Here is a 17,250-nt window from a genome sequence, read left to right as displayed (position 1 = left end):
GCGCTCTCAGCCGCCGTGCTGGCGCAGCGTGGCCACGACGTCGGCGTACATGGTCGACTTGATCGCGCCGAGGGTGGCGCGGTCCTTGCCGGCCAGGTCACGGACGAACCCGGTCGCGGTGGTGGTCAGGTCCTCCAGGCTGCTGGAGGCGTCGACGAGGCCGGCGGCGACCGCGTCGGCCGCGCCGAACCGACGACCCGTCGTCATGGCGTCCACGGCGGTGCGCGCCGACACCTTCGCCATGACCAGCGCGCTCATGCCGGGGCTGAACGGGATGTGGATGTCGACCTCCGGGAAGCAGAAGTAGCCGCGGTCGTCGCGCATCACGCGGTAGTCGTGAGCCAGCGCGACCATCGCACCGGCCCCGAACGCGTGTCCGTTGACGGCGGCGACCGTCGGCACGGGCAGCGTGAGCACCTTCGCGAAGAGCTCCTGCACCCGCGCCACGTAGCTGCCGAGCTCGTCGGGGTGGGCGCCCAACCAGTCGAGGTCGAGGCCGTTGGAGTAGAACTTCCCGCCACCGACGGTGAGCAGGGCGGCCGGCTCGCTGGAGCCGGCGAGGTCGTCGAGGAACGCGGTCACCGAGGTCAGGAACGACGGCGAGAAGCGGTTCTCGTCGTCGCCCAGGTCGATGGTCCACAGGGTTCCGTCCTGGGTCAGCGTGGGCATGGCAGGTCCTTTCGCGGTCTCGTCCGCAGTATTAGAGCACGTGCTCCACAACACGGGGGAGAACCACCTCCGCCACGGCGTCTCGGGCCAACGGCTCGCAGAGCGACATGCAGGTCCGCCAGGGCGCGACGATGTGCTCGAGAACGCAACCGGGTCCGATCGGATACGGCTCGACCCGCCCGTCCGTCTACAAACGACTGCCGCGCACGCGCCGCTCAGACGTTGAAGCGGAACTCCACCACGTCACCGTCGGCCATCACGTAGTCCTTGCCCTCCATGCGCACGCGCCCGGCCTCCTTGGCCTTCTGCATCGAGCCGTACTGCACGAGGTCGTCGAACGAGACGATCTCGGCCTTGATGAAGCCGCGCTGGAAGTCGGTGTGGATGACGCCGGCCGCCTCGGGGGCCGTGGCGCCCTTCTTGACCGTCCAGGCGCGCGACTCCTTCGGGCCGGCGGTGAGGTAGGTCTGCAGACCGAGGGTGTCGAAGCCGACCCGGGCCAGGGTGTCGAGGCCGGGCTCGGTGACGCCCATCTCGGCGAGCATCTCGCGGGCCTCGTCCTCGTCGCCCAGCTCGACGAGCTCGGCCTCGAACTTGGCGTCGAGGAAGATCGCCTCGGCCGGGGCCACCAGGGCGCGCATCTCGTCCTTGAGGGCCTCGTCGGCGAGCTCGTCGGCGTCGCAGTTGAAGACGTAGATGAACGGCTTGGCCGTCAGCAGCGACAGGTCGCGGACCAGGTCGCGGTCGAGGTCGGTGGCGATGATCGGGGTGCCGGACTCGAGCGCGGCGAGCGCCTCCCGGGCGGCGGCGAGGTTGGCGGCGGCGTCCTTCTTCATCCGCGCCTCCTTCTCCAGCCGCGGAATCGCCTTCTCGACCGTCTGCAGGTCGGCGAGGATCAGCTCGGTCTGGATGGTGGAGATGTCGCTGCTCGGGTTGACCTCCCCGTCGACGTGGGTGACGTCCTCGTCGCGGAAGACGCGCGTCACCTGGCAGATCGCCGACGACTCACGGATGTGGGACAGGAACTTGTTGCCCAGGCCCTCACCCTCGGAGGCACCCTTGACGATGCCGGCGATGTCGACGAACTCGACGGTCGCCGGCAGGACCTTGGCGCTGCCGAAGATCTCCGCCAGCCGCGGCAGCCGCTCGTCGGGCACCCCGACGACCCCGACGTTGGGCTCGATGGTCGCGAAGGGGTAGTTGGCCGCGAGCACGTCGTTCTTGGTCAGGGCGTTGAAGAGGGTGGACTTGCCGGCGTTGGGCAGGCCGACGATGCCGATGGTGAGTGCCACGGGCGGCGAGTCTACGGCCGTCACCCGCAGCCGGTTCACCCGGCGACGGACACCGTTCTCACACCGTGGTCGAACCGACACCGTCGACAGCGCCGACCTCGCTTATCCTCGACCCAGGGGCGGGGGACACCCCCGTCGGGATGTACGGGGCGGACATGACGGGTAACGCGCTCGAGCAGGCGGTCGCAGGCGGCGACGCCGCCGCGGTGCTGCGCGCGGTCACCGGCCCCTCCGACGACGCGCTGCGCCCCGGTGGGGTCGGGCTCCTCGAGCAGGCCGCCCACGTGGTGGCCCCTGACGGCGGGCCCCTGCCGCTGGCCCTCGCGTGGCGCCTGGGTTACGCCCTGCACCAGGCGGGACGGTTCGCCGAGGCGCTCGCGGTCTACGACAGGGCGCACCACGACGGCGCCGAGGTCGACCCGGTCGACACTGCCTACCTGCTGTCCAGCAAGGCCTCCTCGCTGTGGGCGACCGGCGACGCCGACGCCAGCCGCCAGGCCGCGGACGCGGCCCTCGCCGCAGCGCAGGCGACCGGTGACGACGCCGCCGTCGCGGCCGCCTGGGTCAGCCAGGCCCTGGTGTGCGTGCTCGAGGGCGACCTCGACGCCAACCTGGTCGCCTACGAGAAGGCGCTCGCGGCCGCCGAGCGCGCCGGCGACGTGCTGACGCAGGCCCGGGTCCACAACAACCTCGGCTCGCGCTGCAACTCCGAGGGCCGCTACGTCGACGCGCTGCCCCACCTCGACCGCGCCATCGCGCTCGCCGAGTCGGTGTCGGCGCCGCCGCCGGTGCGTGCCCTGAGCCTGATCACCCGGTCCGACTCCCTGCTCGGCCTCGGGCGCGTCGACGAGTGCCTGGCCGAGCTGCGCCAGGCGCGCGACCTGACGCGCACCTGCGAGAGCCCGCTGCTGGGGCTGGCCGTCGTGGGCATCGGCGACGCCAACCGGGTGTGCGGCAACGCGACCCAGGCGGCACTGGCCTACCGCGAGGCGCTGGTCATCGCCGAGCGCACCGGCAACGCCCAGATCGCGGTGCCCGCGCTCTCCGGGCTCGCCCGCGCCCTGGTCGTCGACGACGTCGACGAGGCCCAGGGGCTGGTCAAGCGCGCGCTCGACCAGCCCGCCGCGGTCGGGCAGGTCGACCCGCTCCTGGCCGCCGGCTGGGTGTGCCTGGCCACCGGCGACCGCGACGCGGCGGGCGAGTTCTCACGGCTCGCCGTCCGCGAGGCCGGACGTCGCCACGAGTCCCGGGGCCTCGCCGAGGCGCTCGAGCTGCAGTCACTGCTCATCACGGGTCCGCGCGCCGTCGACCTGCTCGACGAGGCGGCGTCGCTGTGGCGCAGCACGTCCAACGCCGTCGGCTTGGCGACCAACCAGGCGCTACGGGCCCGCGTCACCAACGACTCCGTGCAGGAGCAGGCCGCGCGGCGGCGGCTGCGCGCGCTCGGCGTACGCGACGACGCGGTGCGGATCGCCGGGCCGATCCAGGCGCTGGGCACCGCCGGCCGTGCCCGGGTCAGCATCCGCACCCTCGGCGCGTTCGCCGTGCTCTGCGACGGCGAGCCCGTCCCCGCCTCGGCGTGGCAGTCTCGCAAGTCGCGCGACGCCCTGAAGATCCTGGCCGGCAGGCGTGGCCGCCCGATCCCGCGCGAGGCGCTCGCCGAGCACCTGTGGCCGGGGTCCGACGGAAGCGGCAACCGCCTGTCGGTCGTGCTGTCCACGCTGCGCTCGGTGCTCGACCCCGCCAAGGAGCACGCCTCCGACCACTTCCTGCGTGCCGACCGCGAGTCCGTGCGCCTCGACGTCGACCACGTCGAGATCGACACCGTCGTCTTCACGCAGACGGCGACCAGCGCGCTCAAGGCGCTGCGCGGACGCGGGCGCCCCGAGCCAGGCGGGGCCGGCGGGACCGAGGGGGTCGACCTCGTCGAGGAGCTCGAGCGCGCCGCTGCCATGTACACCGGCCACTACCTCGAGGACGACCCCTACAGCGACTTCGCCGTCGAGGTGCGCGACGAGCTGCTGTCGTTGTCCCTGGAGGTCAAGCGCGAGCTCGCGCTGGCCCTGATCGCCCGTGGGGAGCACCAGCGCGCGGTGCCGTGGCTCGTCGGCCTGATCGCCGACGACCCCTTCGACGAGCCCTCCTGGCACCAGCTCGTCGCCGCCCTCCACCAGGGCCGGCGCCACGGCGAGGTCCGGCGCGCCTACCGCGGCTACTGCGCCCGGATGAAGGAGATCGGGACCCCCGCCGCACCCCTCGAGGAGCTGCTGACCACCAGCGAGTAGGTCCGCCACGCCGGAGGCCGCGACCCGTAGGGTGGGCCGGTGCGGCTCGCCACCTGGAACGTCAACTCGCTGCGAGCCCGTGTCGACCGTGTCGAGGCCTTCCTCGAGCGCCACGACGTCGACGTGCTCGCCGTGCAGGAGACCAAGGCCCGCGAGGACCAGCTGCCCCTGATGGGCCTGCAGTCCCTCGGCTACGAGGTCGCCGCGGCTGGCTTCAGCCAGTGGAACGGTGTCGCGATCATCAGCCGGGTCGGGCTCGACGACGTCGAGGTCGGCTTCCCCGGCATGCCGACCTGGGGCGAGCCCGCGGCCGCCGAGGCGCGCGCCATCGGGGCCACCTGCGGCGGCGTACGGCTCTGGTCGCTCTACGTCCCCAACGGACGCAAGGTCGGCGACCCCCACTTCGTCTACAAGCTCGACTGGCTGGCCCGCCTGCACGAGGCCGCGGCCACCTGGACCGACGGACCCACCGCGCTCGTCGGCGACTGGAACATCGCCCCGCAGGACGACGACGTGTTCGACGTGGCTGCCTACGAGGGCTCGACCCACGTCACCGCGCCCGAGCGCGCCGCGTTCGCGGCGTTCCTCGAGTCGGGGTACGCCGACGTGGTCCGGCCGCACGCGCCCGGCCCGGGGGTCTACACCTACTGGGACTACTACCGGCAGCGCTTCGAGCGCAACCGCGGCATGCGCATCGACTTCGTGCTCGGCTCCCCGTCGCTGGCCCGGCGGGTGACCGGCGCGTTCGTCGACCGCGACGAGCGCGCCGGCACCGGCGCCTCCGACCACGCGCCCGTCGTGGTCGACCTCGGCCCCGACACGGGTCCCGACACCAGCCCCGACGGCGGCCCCGACGGCGGCGGCGGGTGACCCGCGACGAGCAGGTCCTGATCGAGGTCCTGACCGAGGCCGCGATCGAGATGCCCTGGCCCGAGGAGCACATCGAGGAGTGGTTGCTGGGCTACGCGCAGCGCGCGGTCGCGGGCCACGTGTCGGTCAGCGTCGTGCCCGCGCCCACCCCCGACGTGAGCCTGCTGTTCGGCACCGGGCGCTACCTGGTCGCCCACCGCTCGCTGACCGAGGAGCCGTTCAGCGCCCTCGACCGCCGGCTGCTGGCGGCCCTGACCACGATGGCGACGGCCTCGCGGCACGCCGCCCGGCGCGAGGCACGGCTGCGGCAGGCGGCCCACGCCGACGACCTCACCGGGCTGTGGCACCACGGCTACTTCCGAGAGCTGCTCGAGGGCGTCGCCGAGACCAGGATCGGGGAGACGCTCGCGCTGCTGTTCCTCGACGTCGACGGCATGAAGCGCCTCAACGAGCACCTAGGCCACCTCGACGCCGACGAGGTGCTGCGCGAGATCGGGGTCCGGCTGCGCTCCGACGTGCTCCCCGAGGGCTCGTTCGCGGCCCGCATGGGCGGTGACGAGTTCGCGGTCGTCGTACGCCACCTCGACGGCGCCGAGCACCTCGAGCAAATCGTCGACGACCTGCACGCGCTGCTGCGCGAGCCGGTGACCGTGGGCGACCACATGGTCTCGGTCGAGGTCAGCATCGGCGAGGCGCTCTCGGTCTCGGGGGCCGACGACCCCGAGGTGCTGCTGCGCGACGCCGAGAGCAGGATGCGCGAGCACAAGCGCTCCCGGGGCCCCGACGCCCTCCCACCCCGCTGGTACGACGACCGCACCGTGCTGCGCGACATGATCGCGCAGGGCCGGGTCGAGGTCGCCTACCAGCCGATCGTCGACGTGCAGGTCGGCGACACCATGGGCTACGAGGCCCTGGTGCGCGGCCGGCACCTGGAGTTCGGCCCCGTGTCACCGATGATGCTGGTCGGTGCGGCCACCAAGCTGCGGATGCTCGACGAGCTGACCGAGGTGGTGATCGAGCAGTCGCTCGAGGTGGTGGGGTCGGTCGCGCGACGCACGGGTCGTGACGTCGCGCTCAGCGTCAACATCGAGTTCGAGCAGCTGCGGGCCGACAGCAGGCTCCTGCGGTCCCTGCCCGACCGCGTCCGCGGCACCGGTGTCCACCTGGTCCTCGAGATGTCCGAGCGGCACGTCGCCCCGTGGAGCCCGGCCCAGCGGGAGACCGCCGCCGACCTCGACCGGGCCGGGATCGGGCTGGCCGTCGACGACTTCGGCACCGGCTTCTCCGCGCTCGGGCTCCTCACCGGCTGGGACTGGGAGTGGGTCAAGATCGACCGCGCGCTCGTGGCCGACGCCGGCTCCGACGGGGGCCGGACCGTGCTCGACCACGTGGTCCGGATGCTGGCCGACCTCGAACGGACCGTCGTCGTCGAGGGCGTCGAGACCGCCGCCGAGCTCACCGCGGTGCGCGAGACCGGCGTCCGCCTCGTGCAGGGCACCTACCTGGCCGCCCCGTCGTCGGGCCAGGCGGTCCTGGACCGCGTGGCGAGCGGCGGCCTGCGGATGCTGCCGCCCGCGTAGCCACCGGGGCGGCTGTCACTGCAGGCTCGTTGTCGGTGGTGGCGGTCATAGTGGCGCCCATGGACCTCGCCACCGCTGTCGCCCTCGCTCTCGGCGTGCTCCTCGGCGTCGTGGTCGGGGCCGCGGTCGGCTACGCCTCGGGCGTGCTTCGTGCGACGGCGACCGCCCCGGCGACCGCACCCGCCCCCGACGAGCGCCTGGCCGAGGCCCTCGACCAGCAGGCCGTCGTCCGCGAGAGCCTCGAGCGGCTCCACGACCAGATGCGCGACCTCGAGCACGGCCGGGTCGCCTGGCAGAGCCAGCTGCACCAGCAGGTGCTCGACATGCGCTCCTCCACCGAGACGCTGCGCCGCGAGACCCTCTCGCTCTCGACGGCGCTGCGTCGACCCCAGGTCCGCGGGCGCTGGGGCGAGCTGCACCTGCGCCGTTCGGTCGAGCTCGCGGGGATGGTCGAGCACTGCGACTTCACCGAGCAGGTACGCCTCGACGACGGCGCGCAGCGGCCCGACCTCGTCGTCCACCTCGCCGGCGGACGCTCGGTGGTCGTCGACGCCAAGGTGCCGCTCGACGCCTACCTCGACGCCACCGGCTGCGACGACGACGACGCCCGAGCGGCCCACCTGGCCCGCCACGCCCGCCAGCTGCGCACCCACGTCGACCTCCTGGCCGGCAAGGCCTACTGGCGCTCGTTGCCCGACTCCCCCGAGTTCGTCGTCCTCTTCGTCCCCGCCGAGTCCTTCCTCGCCGCCTCCCTCGAGGCCGACCCAGCGCTCCTCGAGCACGCCGCGGCCCGCGAGGTGGTGCTGGCGACGCCGACGACCCTCATCGCGCTGCTGCGCACCGTCTCCCACGGCTGGCGCCACGAGGCGCTGTCGACGCGGGCCGACGAGATCCACCGCCTCGGGCGCGAGCTCCACGCGCGCCTGGGCACCTTCGCGGGCCACCTCGACCAGGTCGGCCGCTCCCTCAACGCCGCCGTGGGTCACTACAACAGCGCCGTCGGCTCCCTCGAGTCGCGGGTGCTGGTCCAGGCACGCCGCTTCGACGACCTCGGGGTCACCGGTCCGGCGACTCCCGCGCTCGCGACCCCGCGCGCGGTCGCCCTGCGCGCCGTCGACCGCGACGACAGCCCCCGGCGCGGCGACGACCGTGACCCTCCTGCGCCCCTTACCTTGGAAGGGTGAGCCTGCCAGGCACCCGCACCCTGTGGGAGGAAGGTCACGAGCCCGGCCGCGAGGTGGCCTCGCTCGGGGTCGCGCTCGCCCTGACGGCAGCCGCCCTCGACCTGCTGCTCACCGGTCGCGTCGGCGTCCTGTTCGACCTCGCCTTCGTCGCACTGTGCATCGGGCTCGCGCTGGCGGTCCGGCTGCCCGACTCCTTCACCGTGGGCGTGCTGCCCCCGCTGCTGATGCTCTCGACGTTCCTCCTGCTCGCGATGTCGCGGGCCGAGGCGATCGCCCAGGCCCATGACGGGCTGCTCCAGGCGGTGGTGTCCGGCTTGTCGCACCACAGCATCGCCCTGGTGCTCGCCTACGTGCTGTCGCTGGGCGTGCTCGCCGTACGCCAGCGGGTGGCGACGCTGCGCGAGGAGTCGGGGGGCGTCCCCGACGACGTCAGCCGAACCGGTCCGGGTCGCCGGCTCCCCGTCTGACCACCTCGGGCGCGCCGCTCGACCAGTCGACGACGGTCGTCGGCTCGGCCGCGGTTTCCCCCGCCTCGACCACCAGGTCGACCTCGTGGTCGAGGTCCTCCTTGATCTCCCAGCCCATGGTGCGCGGCTCGGTCTCGCCGGGCAGGATCAGCGAGCTGCTCAGCAGCGGCTCGCCCAGCTCCTCGAGCAGCAGCTGGACCAGGCGGTGGTCGGGGATGCGCACCCCGACCGTCTTCTTCTTGGGGTGCAGCAAACGCTTCGGCACCTCCGGCATCGCCGGGAGGATGAACGTGTAGGGCCCCGGTGTGGCCGACCTGATCGCGCGGAACGCGGAGTTGTCGACGTGCACCAGCTGCCCGAGCTGGCTGAAGTCCTTGCAGACCAGGGTGAAGTGGTGGCGGTCGTCGAGCCCCCGGATCCGCAGGATCCGGTCGCGTCCGTCGCGGTTGCCGATCCGCGACCCCAGGGCGTAGCCCGAGTCGGTCGGGTAGGCGATCAGCTCGTCGGCGCGCAGCGCGTCGACGACCTGTCGCACCAGTCGCGGCTGGGGGTTGTCGGGGTGGATGTCGACGTACCTGGCCATGAGGGTGATCCTGCCACCACCGGTGGTCACCCACCGTTTCCCAGCGGGTACCCAGGTGATGCACAGTTGGGGGCGGGACGTCTGCTGCTACCAAGGTCCCAGCAGACCGAACGAGGAGGACAGGTGGCCCCGACCCACGACGAGGACCACGAGGTCGACCCGCAGGCCGGGCCGCCCCCGGCGCGGACGACGATCGCCTACGTCCTGCCCGTCTACGACGAGGAGGCCGGGCTCGCCGCCTTCCACGCCGCCCTGGTGGAGGCGACGGCGACGCGTCCCGACCTGGCCTTCGAGTTCGTCTACGTCGACGACGGCAGCCGCGACGACTCGCTGGCCCACCTGCTCAAGCTGCGGGCGGACGACGACCGGGTCACCGTGCTCAGCTTCTCGCGCAACTTCGGCCACCAGGTCGCGGTCACCGCCGGCCTCGACGCCTGCACCGAGGCCGATGCCGTCATCATCATGGACACCGACCTGCAGGACCCGCCCCCCGTGAGCCTGCAGATGGTGGAGATGTGGGAGGACGGCGTCGACGTCGTCTTCGCCCAACGCCGCAGCCGCCAGGACTCCCGGTTCAAGCGGGCCACGGCGTTCGGCTTCTACTGGCTGCTCGACCGGATGGCCGACACCGAGATCCCGCGCAACGTCGGCGACTTCCGGCTCATGGACCGCAAGGTCGTCGCCGAGGTTTCACGCTACCGCGAGCAGGACCGCTTCCTGCGCGGCATCGTGGCCCACGTCGGGTTCCGGCAGGAGGCCCTGCTCTTCGACCGCGACCCGCGCTTCGCCGGCGAGACGGGCTACCCGCTGCGCAAGATGATCTCGTTCGCCGCCAGCGGCATCGTGGGGTTCTCGACCGCACCGCTGCGCTGGATCTCGCGCCTGGGCTTCGCCATCTCGGCGTTCTCGCTGCTGCTGGCCCTCTACGTGCTCGGCGTACGCCTGCTGCGCCCGGAGAGCTCGGTGCCCGGCTGGGCGTTCCTCGGGGTCGGCATGTTCCTGCTCAGCGGACTGCAGCTGATCATGATGGGCGTCATCGGCACCTACCTCGGCCGCGTCTACGTCGAGGCCAAGGACCGGCCGCTCTACTCGCTCGCGCTCACCGCCCGCGGGCCTCGCGACGGCGACACGACCCCGCGGAGCCGACGCTGAAGGGGCTCCTGACGCCCACGCTGGTCCGCTTCGCGGCCGTGGGCGTCGTCAACACCCTGCTCGACCTCGGCCTGTTCCTGTTGCTGCACGACGCCCTCGGCATCGTGCTGGCCAACTTCGTCTCGACCAGCGCGGGCATGTCGTTCAGCTTCGTCGTCAACGGCCTGGTCACCTTCAAGGCCGGCCGGCTCACGCTGCGCCACGCCGCGCTGTTCCTGACCACGACCGGCGTCGTGATGTGGGTCCTGCAACCGGTGTTCATCCACCTGTTCCTCCAGGTGGTCGACCAGCTGCTGGTGGTCAAGGTGCTCTCCATCGGCGTCTCGTTCGTCGCCAACTTCGCGGCCTACCGCTACGTCGTCTGGCCGGCCACGACCGCGGAGGCCCACCCCGCCGCCTGAGCGGGGCGTCAGGAGCGCCCAGCGGCCTTCAGGTCGCGGCGCAGCTCCTTGGGGAGCGAGAAGACCAGCGACTCCTCGGCCGAGTGGACCGCACGAGCGTCGGGGTATCCCCGCTCGGCGAGGAAGGCGAGCACGCCCTCGACCAGGACCTCGGGCACGGAGGCACCCGAGGTCACCGAGACGGTGCTGACGCCCTCGAGCCAGGCCTCGTCGATCTCGGTCACGTCGTCGACGCGGTAGGCCGTCTTGGCGCCGGCGTCGAGGGCGACCTCGACCAGGCGCACGGAGTTGGAGGAGTTGGCCGAGCCCACCACGATCACCAGGTCGGCGTCGGGGGAGATCTCCTTGACCGCCAGCTGGCGGTTCTGGGTGGCGTAGCAGATGTCGTCGCTGGGCGGGTCGAGCAGCAGCGGGAACCGCTCGCGGATCGCGGCGACGGTCTCGAGGGTCTCGTCGACCGACAGGGTGGTCTGCGACAGCCAGGCGACCCGGGCGGGGTCGCGCACGACGATGCCCGGCACGTCGGCCGGGCTCTGCACCAGCTGGATGTGGTCGGGGGCCTCGCCGGCGGTGCCCTCGACCTCCTCGTGGCCCTCGTGCCCGATCAGCAGGATGTCGTAGTCGTCGTCGGCGAAGCGCCGGGCCTCGTGGTGGACCTTGGTGACCAGCGGGCAGGTGGCGTCGATGGTCTTGAGCCCGCGCTCGGCCGACTCGCGGTGCACCTCGGGCGAGACCCCGTGGGCGGAGAAGACGACGGTCGCCCCCTGGGGCACCTCGGCGATCTCCTCGACGAAGACGGCGCCGCGCGACTCGAGGTCGGCGACGACGTGCTTGTTGTGCACGATCTGCTTGCGGACGTAGACCGGGGCGCCGTAGAGGTCGAGCGCCTTCTCGACGGTGACGACCGCACGGTCGACCCCGGCGCAGTAGCCGCGAGGGGCTGCGAGCAGCACGGCGCGCTCGGCGTCCTCGGGGCTGAGGACCGATGGCATCCCGACGTCGGTGGTCATGGCCCCAGTCTACGGACCGGGGCTGGTAGACAGGATTCGTGATGTCTCGGTGAGGTACGTCGTCGTGGGGTCCGGGGCGATCGGCGGCGGGGTCGGCGGCCTGCTGCACCGTGCAGGACTCGCGACCACCCTCGTCGCCCGCGGCGAGCACCTCGCCGTGTTGCGCGCGGGCGGACTGCGCCTCACCGTGGGCCACGACGAGGAGGTCACCGTGCCGGTGCCGACGGTCGGCTCCCTGGCCGAGGTCGCGTGGACCGACGACACCGTCGTCCTGCTCGCGGTGAAGTCGCAGCACACCGCCGGCGCGATCGCCGGTCTCGAACCCCACCGGCCGGCCTCGGTCCCGGTCGTGTCGTTGCAGAACGGGGTCTGCAACGAGCGGGCCCTGCTGCGCCACGTCGAGCACGTGCACGGCGTCACCGTGATGATGCCGGCCAGCCACCTGTCACCCGGGCGGGTCACGATCCACTCGGCGGGCCGCCCGGGGCTTCTGGACGTGGGCCGCTACCCCGGCGGCGTCGACGCGGTCGACGAGGCGGTCGCCGCCGACCTGGTGACGGCCGGGTTCGACAGCGTCCCGCGGCCCGACGTCATGGCCTGGAAGCACCGCAAGCTCCTGATGAACCTCGGCAACGCGGTCGACGCCGCGTGCCGCCCCGGGGACGACGCCGCCGAGCTCGTCGACCGCTGCCGGGCCGAGGGCGAGCAGGTGCTCGCCGCCGCAGGCATCCCCGTCACCAGCGAGGCCGACGACCGGGCGCGCCGCGGAGAGCTGCTGCGCCCGCTCGTCGACCGCGACGGGGTCGGGTCGTCGTCCTGGCAGAGCGTGCAGCGGCGTACCGGCGACGTCGAGGCCGACCACCTCAACGGCGAGGTCGTCCTGCTGGGCCGCCTGCACGGCGTACCGACTCCGGCCAACGAGCTGACCCGTCGCACCGTCCACGACGTCGTGCGCCGCGGAGCCCCACCACGGACCGTGTCCGCGGCGGGGCTCCTCGAGACGCTGGACGCTCAGTCGGCGCGTTCGTAGAGGTGCAACGCGAATGACCCGCGCGCTGGCGGCGCGGTAGCCGGTCCGTCGCCTCCCACAGGTCGTGACCGGCGTCGACGGTGTCGGTGCGGTCGAGCACCACCCGGTCGGGGAGGTCCTCGGTGGCGTCCTCGCCGTTCCACTTGCGCCGCCACCACGAGCTGTAGGTGTTGACGATGATCTTGCGGACGTAGGCCTCGGGGTTGCCGTGCGTGCGACCCCATGCGAACCACGCCTTGGTCAGCGACGCCTGCAGGAGGTCCTCGGCGAGCTGGTGGTCACGGGTCAGCAGGTACGCCGTGCGCAGCAGGGCCCCGGACCGGGCGACGACGAACTCGTCGAAGTCGACGCGACGTGCGTGGCTCGACTCCATCGGTTCCCCGCTCCTCGGCGGCGCCTCGAGCGCCGTGGTGTCGTTCATGCTGGTGGTACCACCCGGCTACCCGAGACGGTTGCCTGCGAAGCGTCGGGCTCGCCTGAGTCGTCCAGACGTGACGAGGGCCCCGTCACCAGCGGTGACGGGGCCCTCGGTCGCGCGGTGCTGAGGTCAGGCCTTGGGCTCGTCCTCGGTCGACTCCTCGGCGGCGACCTCGTCGGTCGACTCCTCGGCGGTCTCGGTCTCGGTGGCCTCGGTCTCGGTCGCCTCGGTCTCGGTCGCCTCGGTCTCGGTGGCCTCGGGGGCCTCGGTCTCGACGACCTCGTCCTCGACCACGCTGTCCTCGACGACCGGCGCCGGGGCGGCCTTCTTGGTCGACGCCTTCGGCTCGTAGGCCTCGGTCACCAGCTCGATCACGGCCATCGGCGCGTTGTCACCCTTGCGGGGGCCGATCTTGGTGATCCGGGTGTAGCCACCGGGACGCTCGGCGAAGGCCGGCGCGATCTCGGTGAAGAGCTCGTGGACGACGCCCTTGTCGCGGATGGTCTTGAGGACCTCGCGACGCTGGTGCAGCGGGTTGTCGCCCTTGTGCGCCTTGACGGCCTTGGTGATGAGCTTCTCGGCGTGGGGACGTAGCGTGCGCGCCTTGGCCTCGGTCGTCGTGATCCGACGGTGCTCGAAGAGCTGGCTGGCCAGGTTGGCCAGGATGAGGCGCTGGTGGGCGGGGCTGCCGCCGAGGCGGGCGCCCTTCTTGGGAGCGGGCATCGTGCTTCTCGATCCTCCCGGGCCGTACGAGGTACCCGGGCTAGAGGTGGTGGTGACGGGGTGTTGCGGTGCTGCGAGGTGGTCTCGTGACGGTTGCTAGCGCAACCTCCGCGACCTCCGTGTGGTGCGGTCGTGCTGCCGATCCAGCGCGGCAGCGTGGCGCCCGCGCGTGGCGACGCCAAAGGGCAACCCGGCCACAGGGCCAGGTACCGGCGGCGACACGCGCATCGGGCGACACGCTCGCGCCGATCAGCTCAGTACTGCTCGTCCTCGACGAAGGCGTCGTCGTCGTCGTCGCCGTAGGCGGCCAGGGCCGCGTGCGGGTCGAAGCCGGGCGCGCTGTCCTTGAGGGACAGACCCATCTCGACCAGCTTGGCCTTGACCTCGTCGATCGACTTGGCACCGAAGTTGCGGATGTCGAGGAGGTCCTGCTCCGAGCGGCTGATGAGCTCACCCACGGTGTGGATGCCCTCGCGCTTGAGGCAGTTGTAGGACCGGACGGTCAGCTGCAGGTCCTCGACCGGGAGGGCGAGGTCGGCGGCGAGCTGCTCGTCGACGGGCGACGGGCCGATGTCGATGCCCTCGGCCTCGACGTTGAGCTCGCGGGCCAGGCCGAAGAGCTCGACCAGGGTCTTTCCGGCCGACGCGATGGCGTCGCGGGGCAGGATCGACGGCTTGGTCTCGACGTCGATGACGAGCTTGTCGAAGTCGGTGCGCTGCTCGACACGGGTGGCCTCGACCTTGTAGGTCACCTTGAGGACCGGGCTGTAGATCGAGTCGACCGGCATCCGGCCGATCTCGTTGTCGTTGCCCTTGTTCTGGACCGCGGAGACGTAGCCGCGGCCACGCTCGACGACCAGCTCCATCTCGAGCTTGCCCTTGTCGGACAGCGTCGCGATCTTGAGGTCGGGGTTGTGGACCTCGACACCGGCCGGGGGGGCGATGTCGGCGGCCGTGACGTCACCGGCACCGGACTTGCGCAGGTACATGGTGACGGGCTCGTCGTGCTCGGAGGAGACGACCAGGCCCTTGAGGTTGAGGATGATCTCGGTGACGTCTTCCTTGACGCCCTCGATCGTCGAGAACTCGTGGAGGACGGTGTCGACCTTGATGCTCGTGACCGAGGCACCGGGGATCGACGAGAGAAGGGTGCGGCGCAGTGAGTTGCCGAGGGTGTAGCCGAAGCCGGGCTCGAGGGGCTCGATGACGAACCGGCTGCGGAACTCGCCGACGGACTCTTCCGACAGGGTGGGGCGCTGTGCGATGAGCACTTGTTTGTTTCCTTCCCGGGCCGACCGCTATATGAGGGCCCAGATTGCAATTGCCGGTGATGACGAGAAGAGTGACGAGCCGCCGCACGACGAGGTCGTCCGGCGGCCCGACGGGTTCACTTCTTGGAGTAGTACTCCACGATGAGCTGCTCCTGGATCGGCATGTCGATCTGCGCGCGCACCGGGACGGAGTGCACGAGGATGCGCATCCGCTCGGGGAGCACCTGCAGCCAGGCCGGGACGACGCGCTCGCCGAACGTCTCGCGCTGCACGATGAACGGCGTCATCTGCAGCGACTTCTCGCGGACGTCGATGATGTCGTACTGGGTCACCTGGAACGACGGGATGTCGACCTTGTGGCCGTTGACCAAGAAGTGGCCGTGGACGACCAGCTGGCGGGCGTGGCGACGCGACCGGGCGAAGCCGGCGCGGTAGACCACGTTGTCGAGACGGCACTCCAGCAGCTGCAGGAGGTTCTCACCGGTCTTGCCCGTACGACGGGCGGCCTCGACGTAGTAGTTGAAGAACTGGCGCTCCATCACGCCGTAGGTGAAGCGGGCCTTCTGCTTCTCCTGCAGCTGAGTGCGGTACTCGCTCTCCTTGATGCGCGCGCGGCCGTGCTGCCCCGGAGGGTAGGGGCGCTTCTCGAACGCCGCGTCCCCACCGACGAGGTCGACCCCGAGACGGCGGGACTTGCGGGTCATGGGTCCGGTGTAACGAGCCATGGGTCAGTCTCCTGTTCTGTCGGGGGTCAGACGCGCCGGCGCTTGGGCGGGCGGCATCCGTTGTGGGGGGCGGGGGTCACGTCCTGGATGGTGCCGACCTCGAGGCCGATGGCACCCAGGGACCGGATCGCCGTCTCGCGGCCCGAGCCGGGGCCCTTGACGAAGACGTCGATCTTCTTCATGCCGTGCTCCATCGCACGGCGACCGGCGGCCTCGGCGGCCATCTGGGCGGCGTACGGCGTCGACTTGCGCGAGCCCTTGAAGCCGACGGTGCCGGCAGAGGCCCACGAGATCACGGCCCCGGTGGGGTCGGTGATGGTCACGATCGTGTTGTTGAACGTGCTCTTGATGTGGGCTTCGCCCTGAGCGACGTTCTTCTTCTCCTTGCGGCGGACCTTCTTGGCGCCGGCCGCGCGAGCCTTGGGAGGCATCGGTTATCTCCTGGTGAACTGGGTGAGCTGGTCAGTGGTGGAAGGCGGTGACGTCTGCGCGAGCAGACCGGTCACTTGGCCTTCTTCTTGCCGGCAACCGTGCGCTTGGGGCCCTTGCGGGTGCGCGCGTTGGTCTTGGTGCGCTGACCGCGGACCGGAAGGCCCATGCGGTGGCGGCGACCCTGGTAGCTGCCGATCTCGATCTTGCGGCGGATGTCGGCCTGGACTTCGCGACGGAGGTCACCCTCGATCTTGAACTCCAGGCGCTCGATCTCGTCGCGGAGCTTGACCAGCTCGTCGTCGCCCAGCTGGTGCACCCGCGTGTTGGGGTCGACACCGGTGAGCTCGAGGAGCTGCTGGGAACGGGTACGGCCGATGCCGTAGATGTAGGTGAGCGCGATCTCGACGCGCTTGTCGCGCGGGAGGTCGACGCCGACGAGGCGTGCCATGTGATGGCCTTTCGGATCCTGCAGAGGTTTCGTACGCGATGCGTCCGGGTCGTGACCCGGCTCCGGCCTTCTGCTCCGGAGGTGCTTCAGCGGGGCTGGCCCGCCTAGCGATCGCGTTGATGTGGTGTTGAGTTGTGGAGCGGGTGATCCTTGCGGATCAGCCCTGGCGCTGCTTGTGACGCGGGTTCTCGCAGATCACCATGACGCGGCCGTGGCGACGGATCACCTTGCACTTGTCACAGATCGGCTTGACGCTCGGGTTGACCTTCATGTCAGCCCTTTCTGATGGTCGGCTGGCGGTTACTTGTACCGGTAGACGATGCGACCGCGGGTGAGGTCGTACGGCGAGAGCTCCACCACGACCCGGTCCTCGGGGAGGATCCGGATGTAGTGCTGACGCATCTTGCCGCTGATGTGCGCGAGGACCTTGTGGCCGTTGCTGAGCTCCACCCGGAACATCGCGTTGGGGAGGGCCTCCGTGATGGAGCCCTCCATTTCGATCACGCCTTCTTTCTTCGGCATGTCCTCACTATCCGATCGCGTCGTGGTGTTCTACCGTTCGGCCCGGGAACCTCGACTCCGGCGGAGCCGTGGACCTCACGTGGTCGTTGCGGGACACCTCTTCCCGGGCACAGCGCAGAACACGGACCAGAACTTCCTGGTCGGGGTGCTCACCACCGGCTCGAGCAGCCGCGAGGCGTCACGAAACA

General features: G+C 71.3%; 19 protein-coding genes and 1 pseudogene. 8 read left to right on the top strand and 12 right to left on the bottom strand.

Going from position 1 to position 17,250, the window contains the following annotated elements; genetic code table 11:
• Positions 1 to 6: 6 nt before the first annotated feature.
• Positions 7 to 669, bottom strand: a complete 663-nt coding sequence (locus FZC61_RS08390) for an enoyl-CoA hydratase-related protein (RefSeq protein ID WP_148613685.1) — start codon at positions 667 to 669, stop codon at positions 7 to 9.
• Positions 670 to 884: 215 nt separating this feature from the next.
• Positions 885 to 1,961, bottom strand: a complete 1,077-nt coding sequence (ychF, locus tag FZC61_RS08385; protein WP_148613684.1) for a redox-regulated ATPase YchF — start codon at positions 1,959 to 1,961, stop codon at positions 885 to 887.
• A 155-nt stretch (positions 1,962 to 2,116) separates the two neighbouring features.
• Here ychF and FZC61_RS08380 point away from each other — a divergent pair, with 155 nt between their 5' ends.
• The 5 genes from FZC61_RS08380 to FZC61_RS08360 are packed head-to-tail and all read left to right on the top strand — an operon-like array spanning position 2,117 to position 8,347.
• Positions 2,117 to 4,246 carry a tetratricopeptide repeat protein gene (locus FZC61_RS08380; RefSeq protein ID WP_148613683.1) on the top strand — a complete coding sequence of 710 codons (2,130 nt, stop codon included), beginning with the start codon at positions 2,117 to 2,119 and terminating at the stop codon, positions 4,244 to 4,246.
• Between the two features lie 39 nt (positions 4,247 to 4,285).
• Entirely contained in the window at positions 4,286 to 5,116 is an 831-nt protein-coding gene (locus tag FZC61_RS08375; RefSeq protein WP_148613682.1) for an exodeoxyribonuclease III, read from the top strand.
• Complete coding sequence (locus FZC61_RS08370; RefSeq protein ID WP_148613681.1) at positions 5,113 to 6,696, top strand: bifunctional diguanylate cyclase/phosphodiesterase; 1,584 nt, start codon at positions 5,113 to 5,115, stop codon at positions 6,694 to 6,696. The genes FZC61_RS08375 and FZC61_RS08370 overlap by 4 nt, the downstream gene beginning before the upstream one ends.
• A 59-nt stretch (positions 6,697 to 6,755) precedes the next feature.
• Positions 6,756 to 7,880: a DNA recombination protein RmuC gene (locus FZC61_RS08365; RefSeq protein ID WP_148613680.1), complete on the top strand. Its 1,125-nt coding sequence runs from the start codon at positions 6,756 to 6,758 to the stop codon at positions 7,878 to 7,880.
• Positions 7,877 to 8,347 (top strand): DUF6542 domain-containing protein, encoded by a 471-nt coding sequence (locus FZC61_RS08360; protein WP_211357165.1) that lies wholly within the window; start codon positions 7,877 to 7,879, stop codon positions 8,345 to 8,347. The genes FZC61_RS08365 and FZC61_RS08360 overlap by 4 nt, the downstream gene beginning before the upstream one ends.
• Here the strand turns inward: FZC61_RS08360 and FZC61_RS08355 are convergent.
• Positions 8,310 to 8,930: an L-threonylcarbamoyladenylate synthase gene (locus FZC61_RS08355; protein ID WP_148613679.1), complete on the bottom strand. Its 621-nt coding sequence runs from the start codon at positions 8,928 to 8,930 to the stop codon at positions 8,310 to 8,312. The genes FZC61_RS08360 and FZC61_RS08355 overlap by 38 nt on opposite strands.
• 123 nt (positions 8,931 to 9,053) lie before the next feature.
• On the opposite strand from FZC61_RS08355, the gene FZC61_RS08350 reads away from it, so the two are divergent.
• Both FZC61_RS08350 and FZC61_RS08345 read left to right on the top strand, forming a co-directional pair.
• On the top strand, positions 9,054 to 10,082 hold the full coding sequence (locus FZC61_RS08350; RefSeq protein WP_246142600.1) for a glycosyltransferase family 2 protein: 1,029 nt from the start codon (positions 9,054 to 9,056) through the stop codon (positions 10,080 to 10,082).
• 38 nt (positions 10,083 to 10,120) lie between these two features.
• Positions 10,121 to 10,483: a GtrA family protein gene (locus tag FZC61_RS08345; protein ID WP_170286027.1), complete on the top strand. Its 363-nt coding sequence runs from the start codon at positions 10,121 to 10,123 to the stop codon at positions 10,481 to 10,483.
• An 8-nt stretch (positions 10,484 to 10,491) separates the two neighbouring features.
• On the opposite strand, the gene FZC61_RS08340 is transcribed toward FZC61_RS08345, so the two are convergent.
• On the bottom strand, positions 10,492 to 11,493 hold the full coding sequence (locus tag FZC61_RS08340; protein ID WP_148613678.1) for a 4-hydroxy-3-methylbut-2-enyl diphosphate reductase: 1,002 nt from the start codon (positions 11,491 to 11,493) through the stop codon (positions 10,492 to 10,494).
• A 49-nt stretch (positions 11,494 to 11,542) separates the two neighbouring features.
• On the opposite strand from FZC61_RS08340, the gene FZC61_RS08335 reads away from it, so the two are divergent.
• Complete coding sequence (locus tag FZC61_RS08335) at positions 11,543 to 12,523, top strand: ketopantoate reductase family protein (protein ID WP_211357164.1); 981 nt, start codon at positions 11,543 to 11,545, stop codon at positions 12,521 to 12,523.
• 151 nt (positions 12,524 to 12,674) lie between these two features.
• Here FZC61_RS08335 and FZC61_RS23655 read toward each other — a convergent pair.
• The 8 genes and pseudogenes from FZC61_RS23655 to infA all read right to left on the bottom strand — a co-directional run.
• A pseudogene (locus FZC61_RS23655) lies at positions 12,675 to 12,896 on the bottom strand (sigma factor); the annotation flags it as partial.
• Positions 12,897 to 13,070: 174 nt separating this feature from the next.
• Positions 13,071 to 13,664: a 50S ribosomal protein L17 gene (rplQ, locus tag FZC61_RS08325; protein WP_148613676.1), complete on the bottom strand. Its 594-nt coding sequence runs from the start codon at positions 13,662 to 13,664 to the stop codon at positions 13,071 to 13,073.
• Between the two features lie 254 nt (positions 13,665 to 13,918).
• Positions 13,919 to 14,935, bottom strand: a complete 1,017-nt coding sequence (locus FZC61_RS08320) for a DNA-directed RNA polymerase subunit alpha (RefSeq protein ID WP_148613675.1) — start codon at positions 14,933 to 14,935, stop codon at positions 13,919 to 13,921.
• A gap of 116 nt (positions 14,936 to 15,051) precedes the next feature.
• Positions 15,052 to 15,660 carry a 30S ribosomal protein S4 gene (rpsD, locus tag FZC61_RS08315; RefSeq protein ID WP_148613674.1) on the bottom strand — a complete coding sequence of 203 codons (609 nt, stop codon included), beginning with the start codon at positions 15,658 to 15,660 and terminating at the stop codon, positions 15,052 to 15,054.
• A gap of 26 nt (positions 15,661 to 15,686) precedes the next feature.
• Positions 15,687 to 16,091, bottom strand: coding sequence for a 30S ribosomal protein S11 (gene rpsK, locus FZC61_RS08310; protein ID WP_148613673.1), 405 nt, complete (start codon positions 16,089 to 16,091; stop codon positions 15,687 to 15,689).
• Between the two features lie 71 nt (positions 16,092 to 16,162).
• Positions 16,163 to 16,540, bottom strand: a complete 378-nt coding sequence (gene rpsM / locus FZC61_RS08305; protein WP_148613672.1) for a 30S ribosomal protein S13 — start codon at positions 16,538 to 16,540, stop codon at positions 16,163 to 16,165.
• A 157-nt stretch (positions 16,541 to 16,697) separates the two neighbouring features.
• Entirely contained in the window at positions 16,698 to 16,811 is a 114-nt protein-coding gene (rpmJ, locus tag FZC61_RS08300; RefSeq protein ID WP_004008316.1) for a 50S ribosomal protein L36, read from the bottom strand.
• 29 nt (positions 16,812 to 16,840) lie between these two features.
• On the bottom strand, positions 16,841 to 17,062 hold the full coding sequence (gene infA, locus FZC61_RS08295) for a translation initiation factor IF-1 (RefSeq protein WP_134765350.1): 222 nt from the start codon (positions 17,060 to 17,062) through the stop codon (positions 16,841 to 16,843).
• Positions 17,063 to 17,250 lie beyond the last annotated feature (188 nt).

Source organism: Nocardioides rubriscoriae, assembly GCF_008087085.1.
Taxonomy (GTDB): domain Bacteria; phylum Actinomycetota; class Actinomycetes; order Propionibacteriales; family Nocardioidaceae; genus Nocardioides; species Nocardioides rubriscoriae.
This window is presented reverse-complemented; position numbering and strand designations above follow the sequence as displayed.

Excerpts from the sequence above, each read along its gene's own strand:
- FZC61_RS08390 (WP_148613685.1), bottom strand. The coding sequence starts at position 669 with ATGCCCACGCTGACCCAGGACGGAACCCTGTGGACCATCGACCTGGGC.
- FZC61_RS08380 (WP_148613683.1), top strand. The coding sequence starts at position 2,117 with ATGACGGGTAACGCGCTCGAGCAGGCGGTCGCAGGCGGCGACGCCGCC.
- FZC61_RS08365 (WP_148613680.1), top strand. The coding sequence starts at position 6,756 with ATGGACCTCGCCACCGCTGTCGCCCTCGCTCTCGGCGTGCTCCTCGGC.
- FZC61_RS08355 (WP_148613679.1), bottom strand. The coding sequence starts at position 8,930 with ATGGCCAGGTACGTCGACATCCACCCCGACAACCCCCAGCCGCGACTG.
- FZC61_RS08340 (WP_148613678.1), bottom strand. The coding sequence starts at position 11,493 with ATGACCACCGACGTCGGGATGCCATCGGTCCTCAGCCCCGAGGACGCC.
- rplQ (WP_148613676.1), bottom strand. The coding sequence starts at position 13,664 with ATGCCCGCTCCCAAGAAGGGCGCCCGCCTCGGCGGCAGCCCCGCCCAC.
- rpsD (WP_148613674.1), bottom strand. The coding sequence starts at position 15,660 with ATGGCTCGTTACACCGGACCCATGACCCGCAAGTCCCGCCGTCTCGGG.
- rpsK (WP_148613673.1), bottom strand. The coding sequence starts at position 16,091 with ATGCCTCCCAAGGCTCGCGCGGCCGGCGCCAAGAAGGTCCGCCGCAAG.
- rpsM (WP_148613672.1), bottom strand. The coding sequence starts at position 16,540 with ATGGCACGCCTCGTCGGCGTCGACCTCCCGCGCGACAAGCGCGTCGAG.
- rpmJ (WP_004008316.1), bottom strand. The coding sequence starts at position 16,811 with ATGAAGGTCAACCCGAGCGTCAAGCCGATCTGTGACAAGTGCAAGGTG.
- infA (WP_134765350.1), bottom strand. The coding sequence starts at position 17,062 with ATGCCGAAGAAAGAAGGCGTGATCGAAATGGAGGGCTCCATCACGGAG.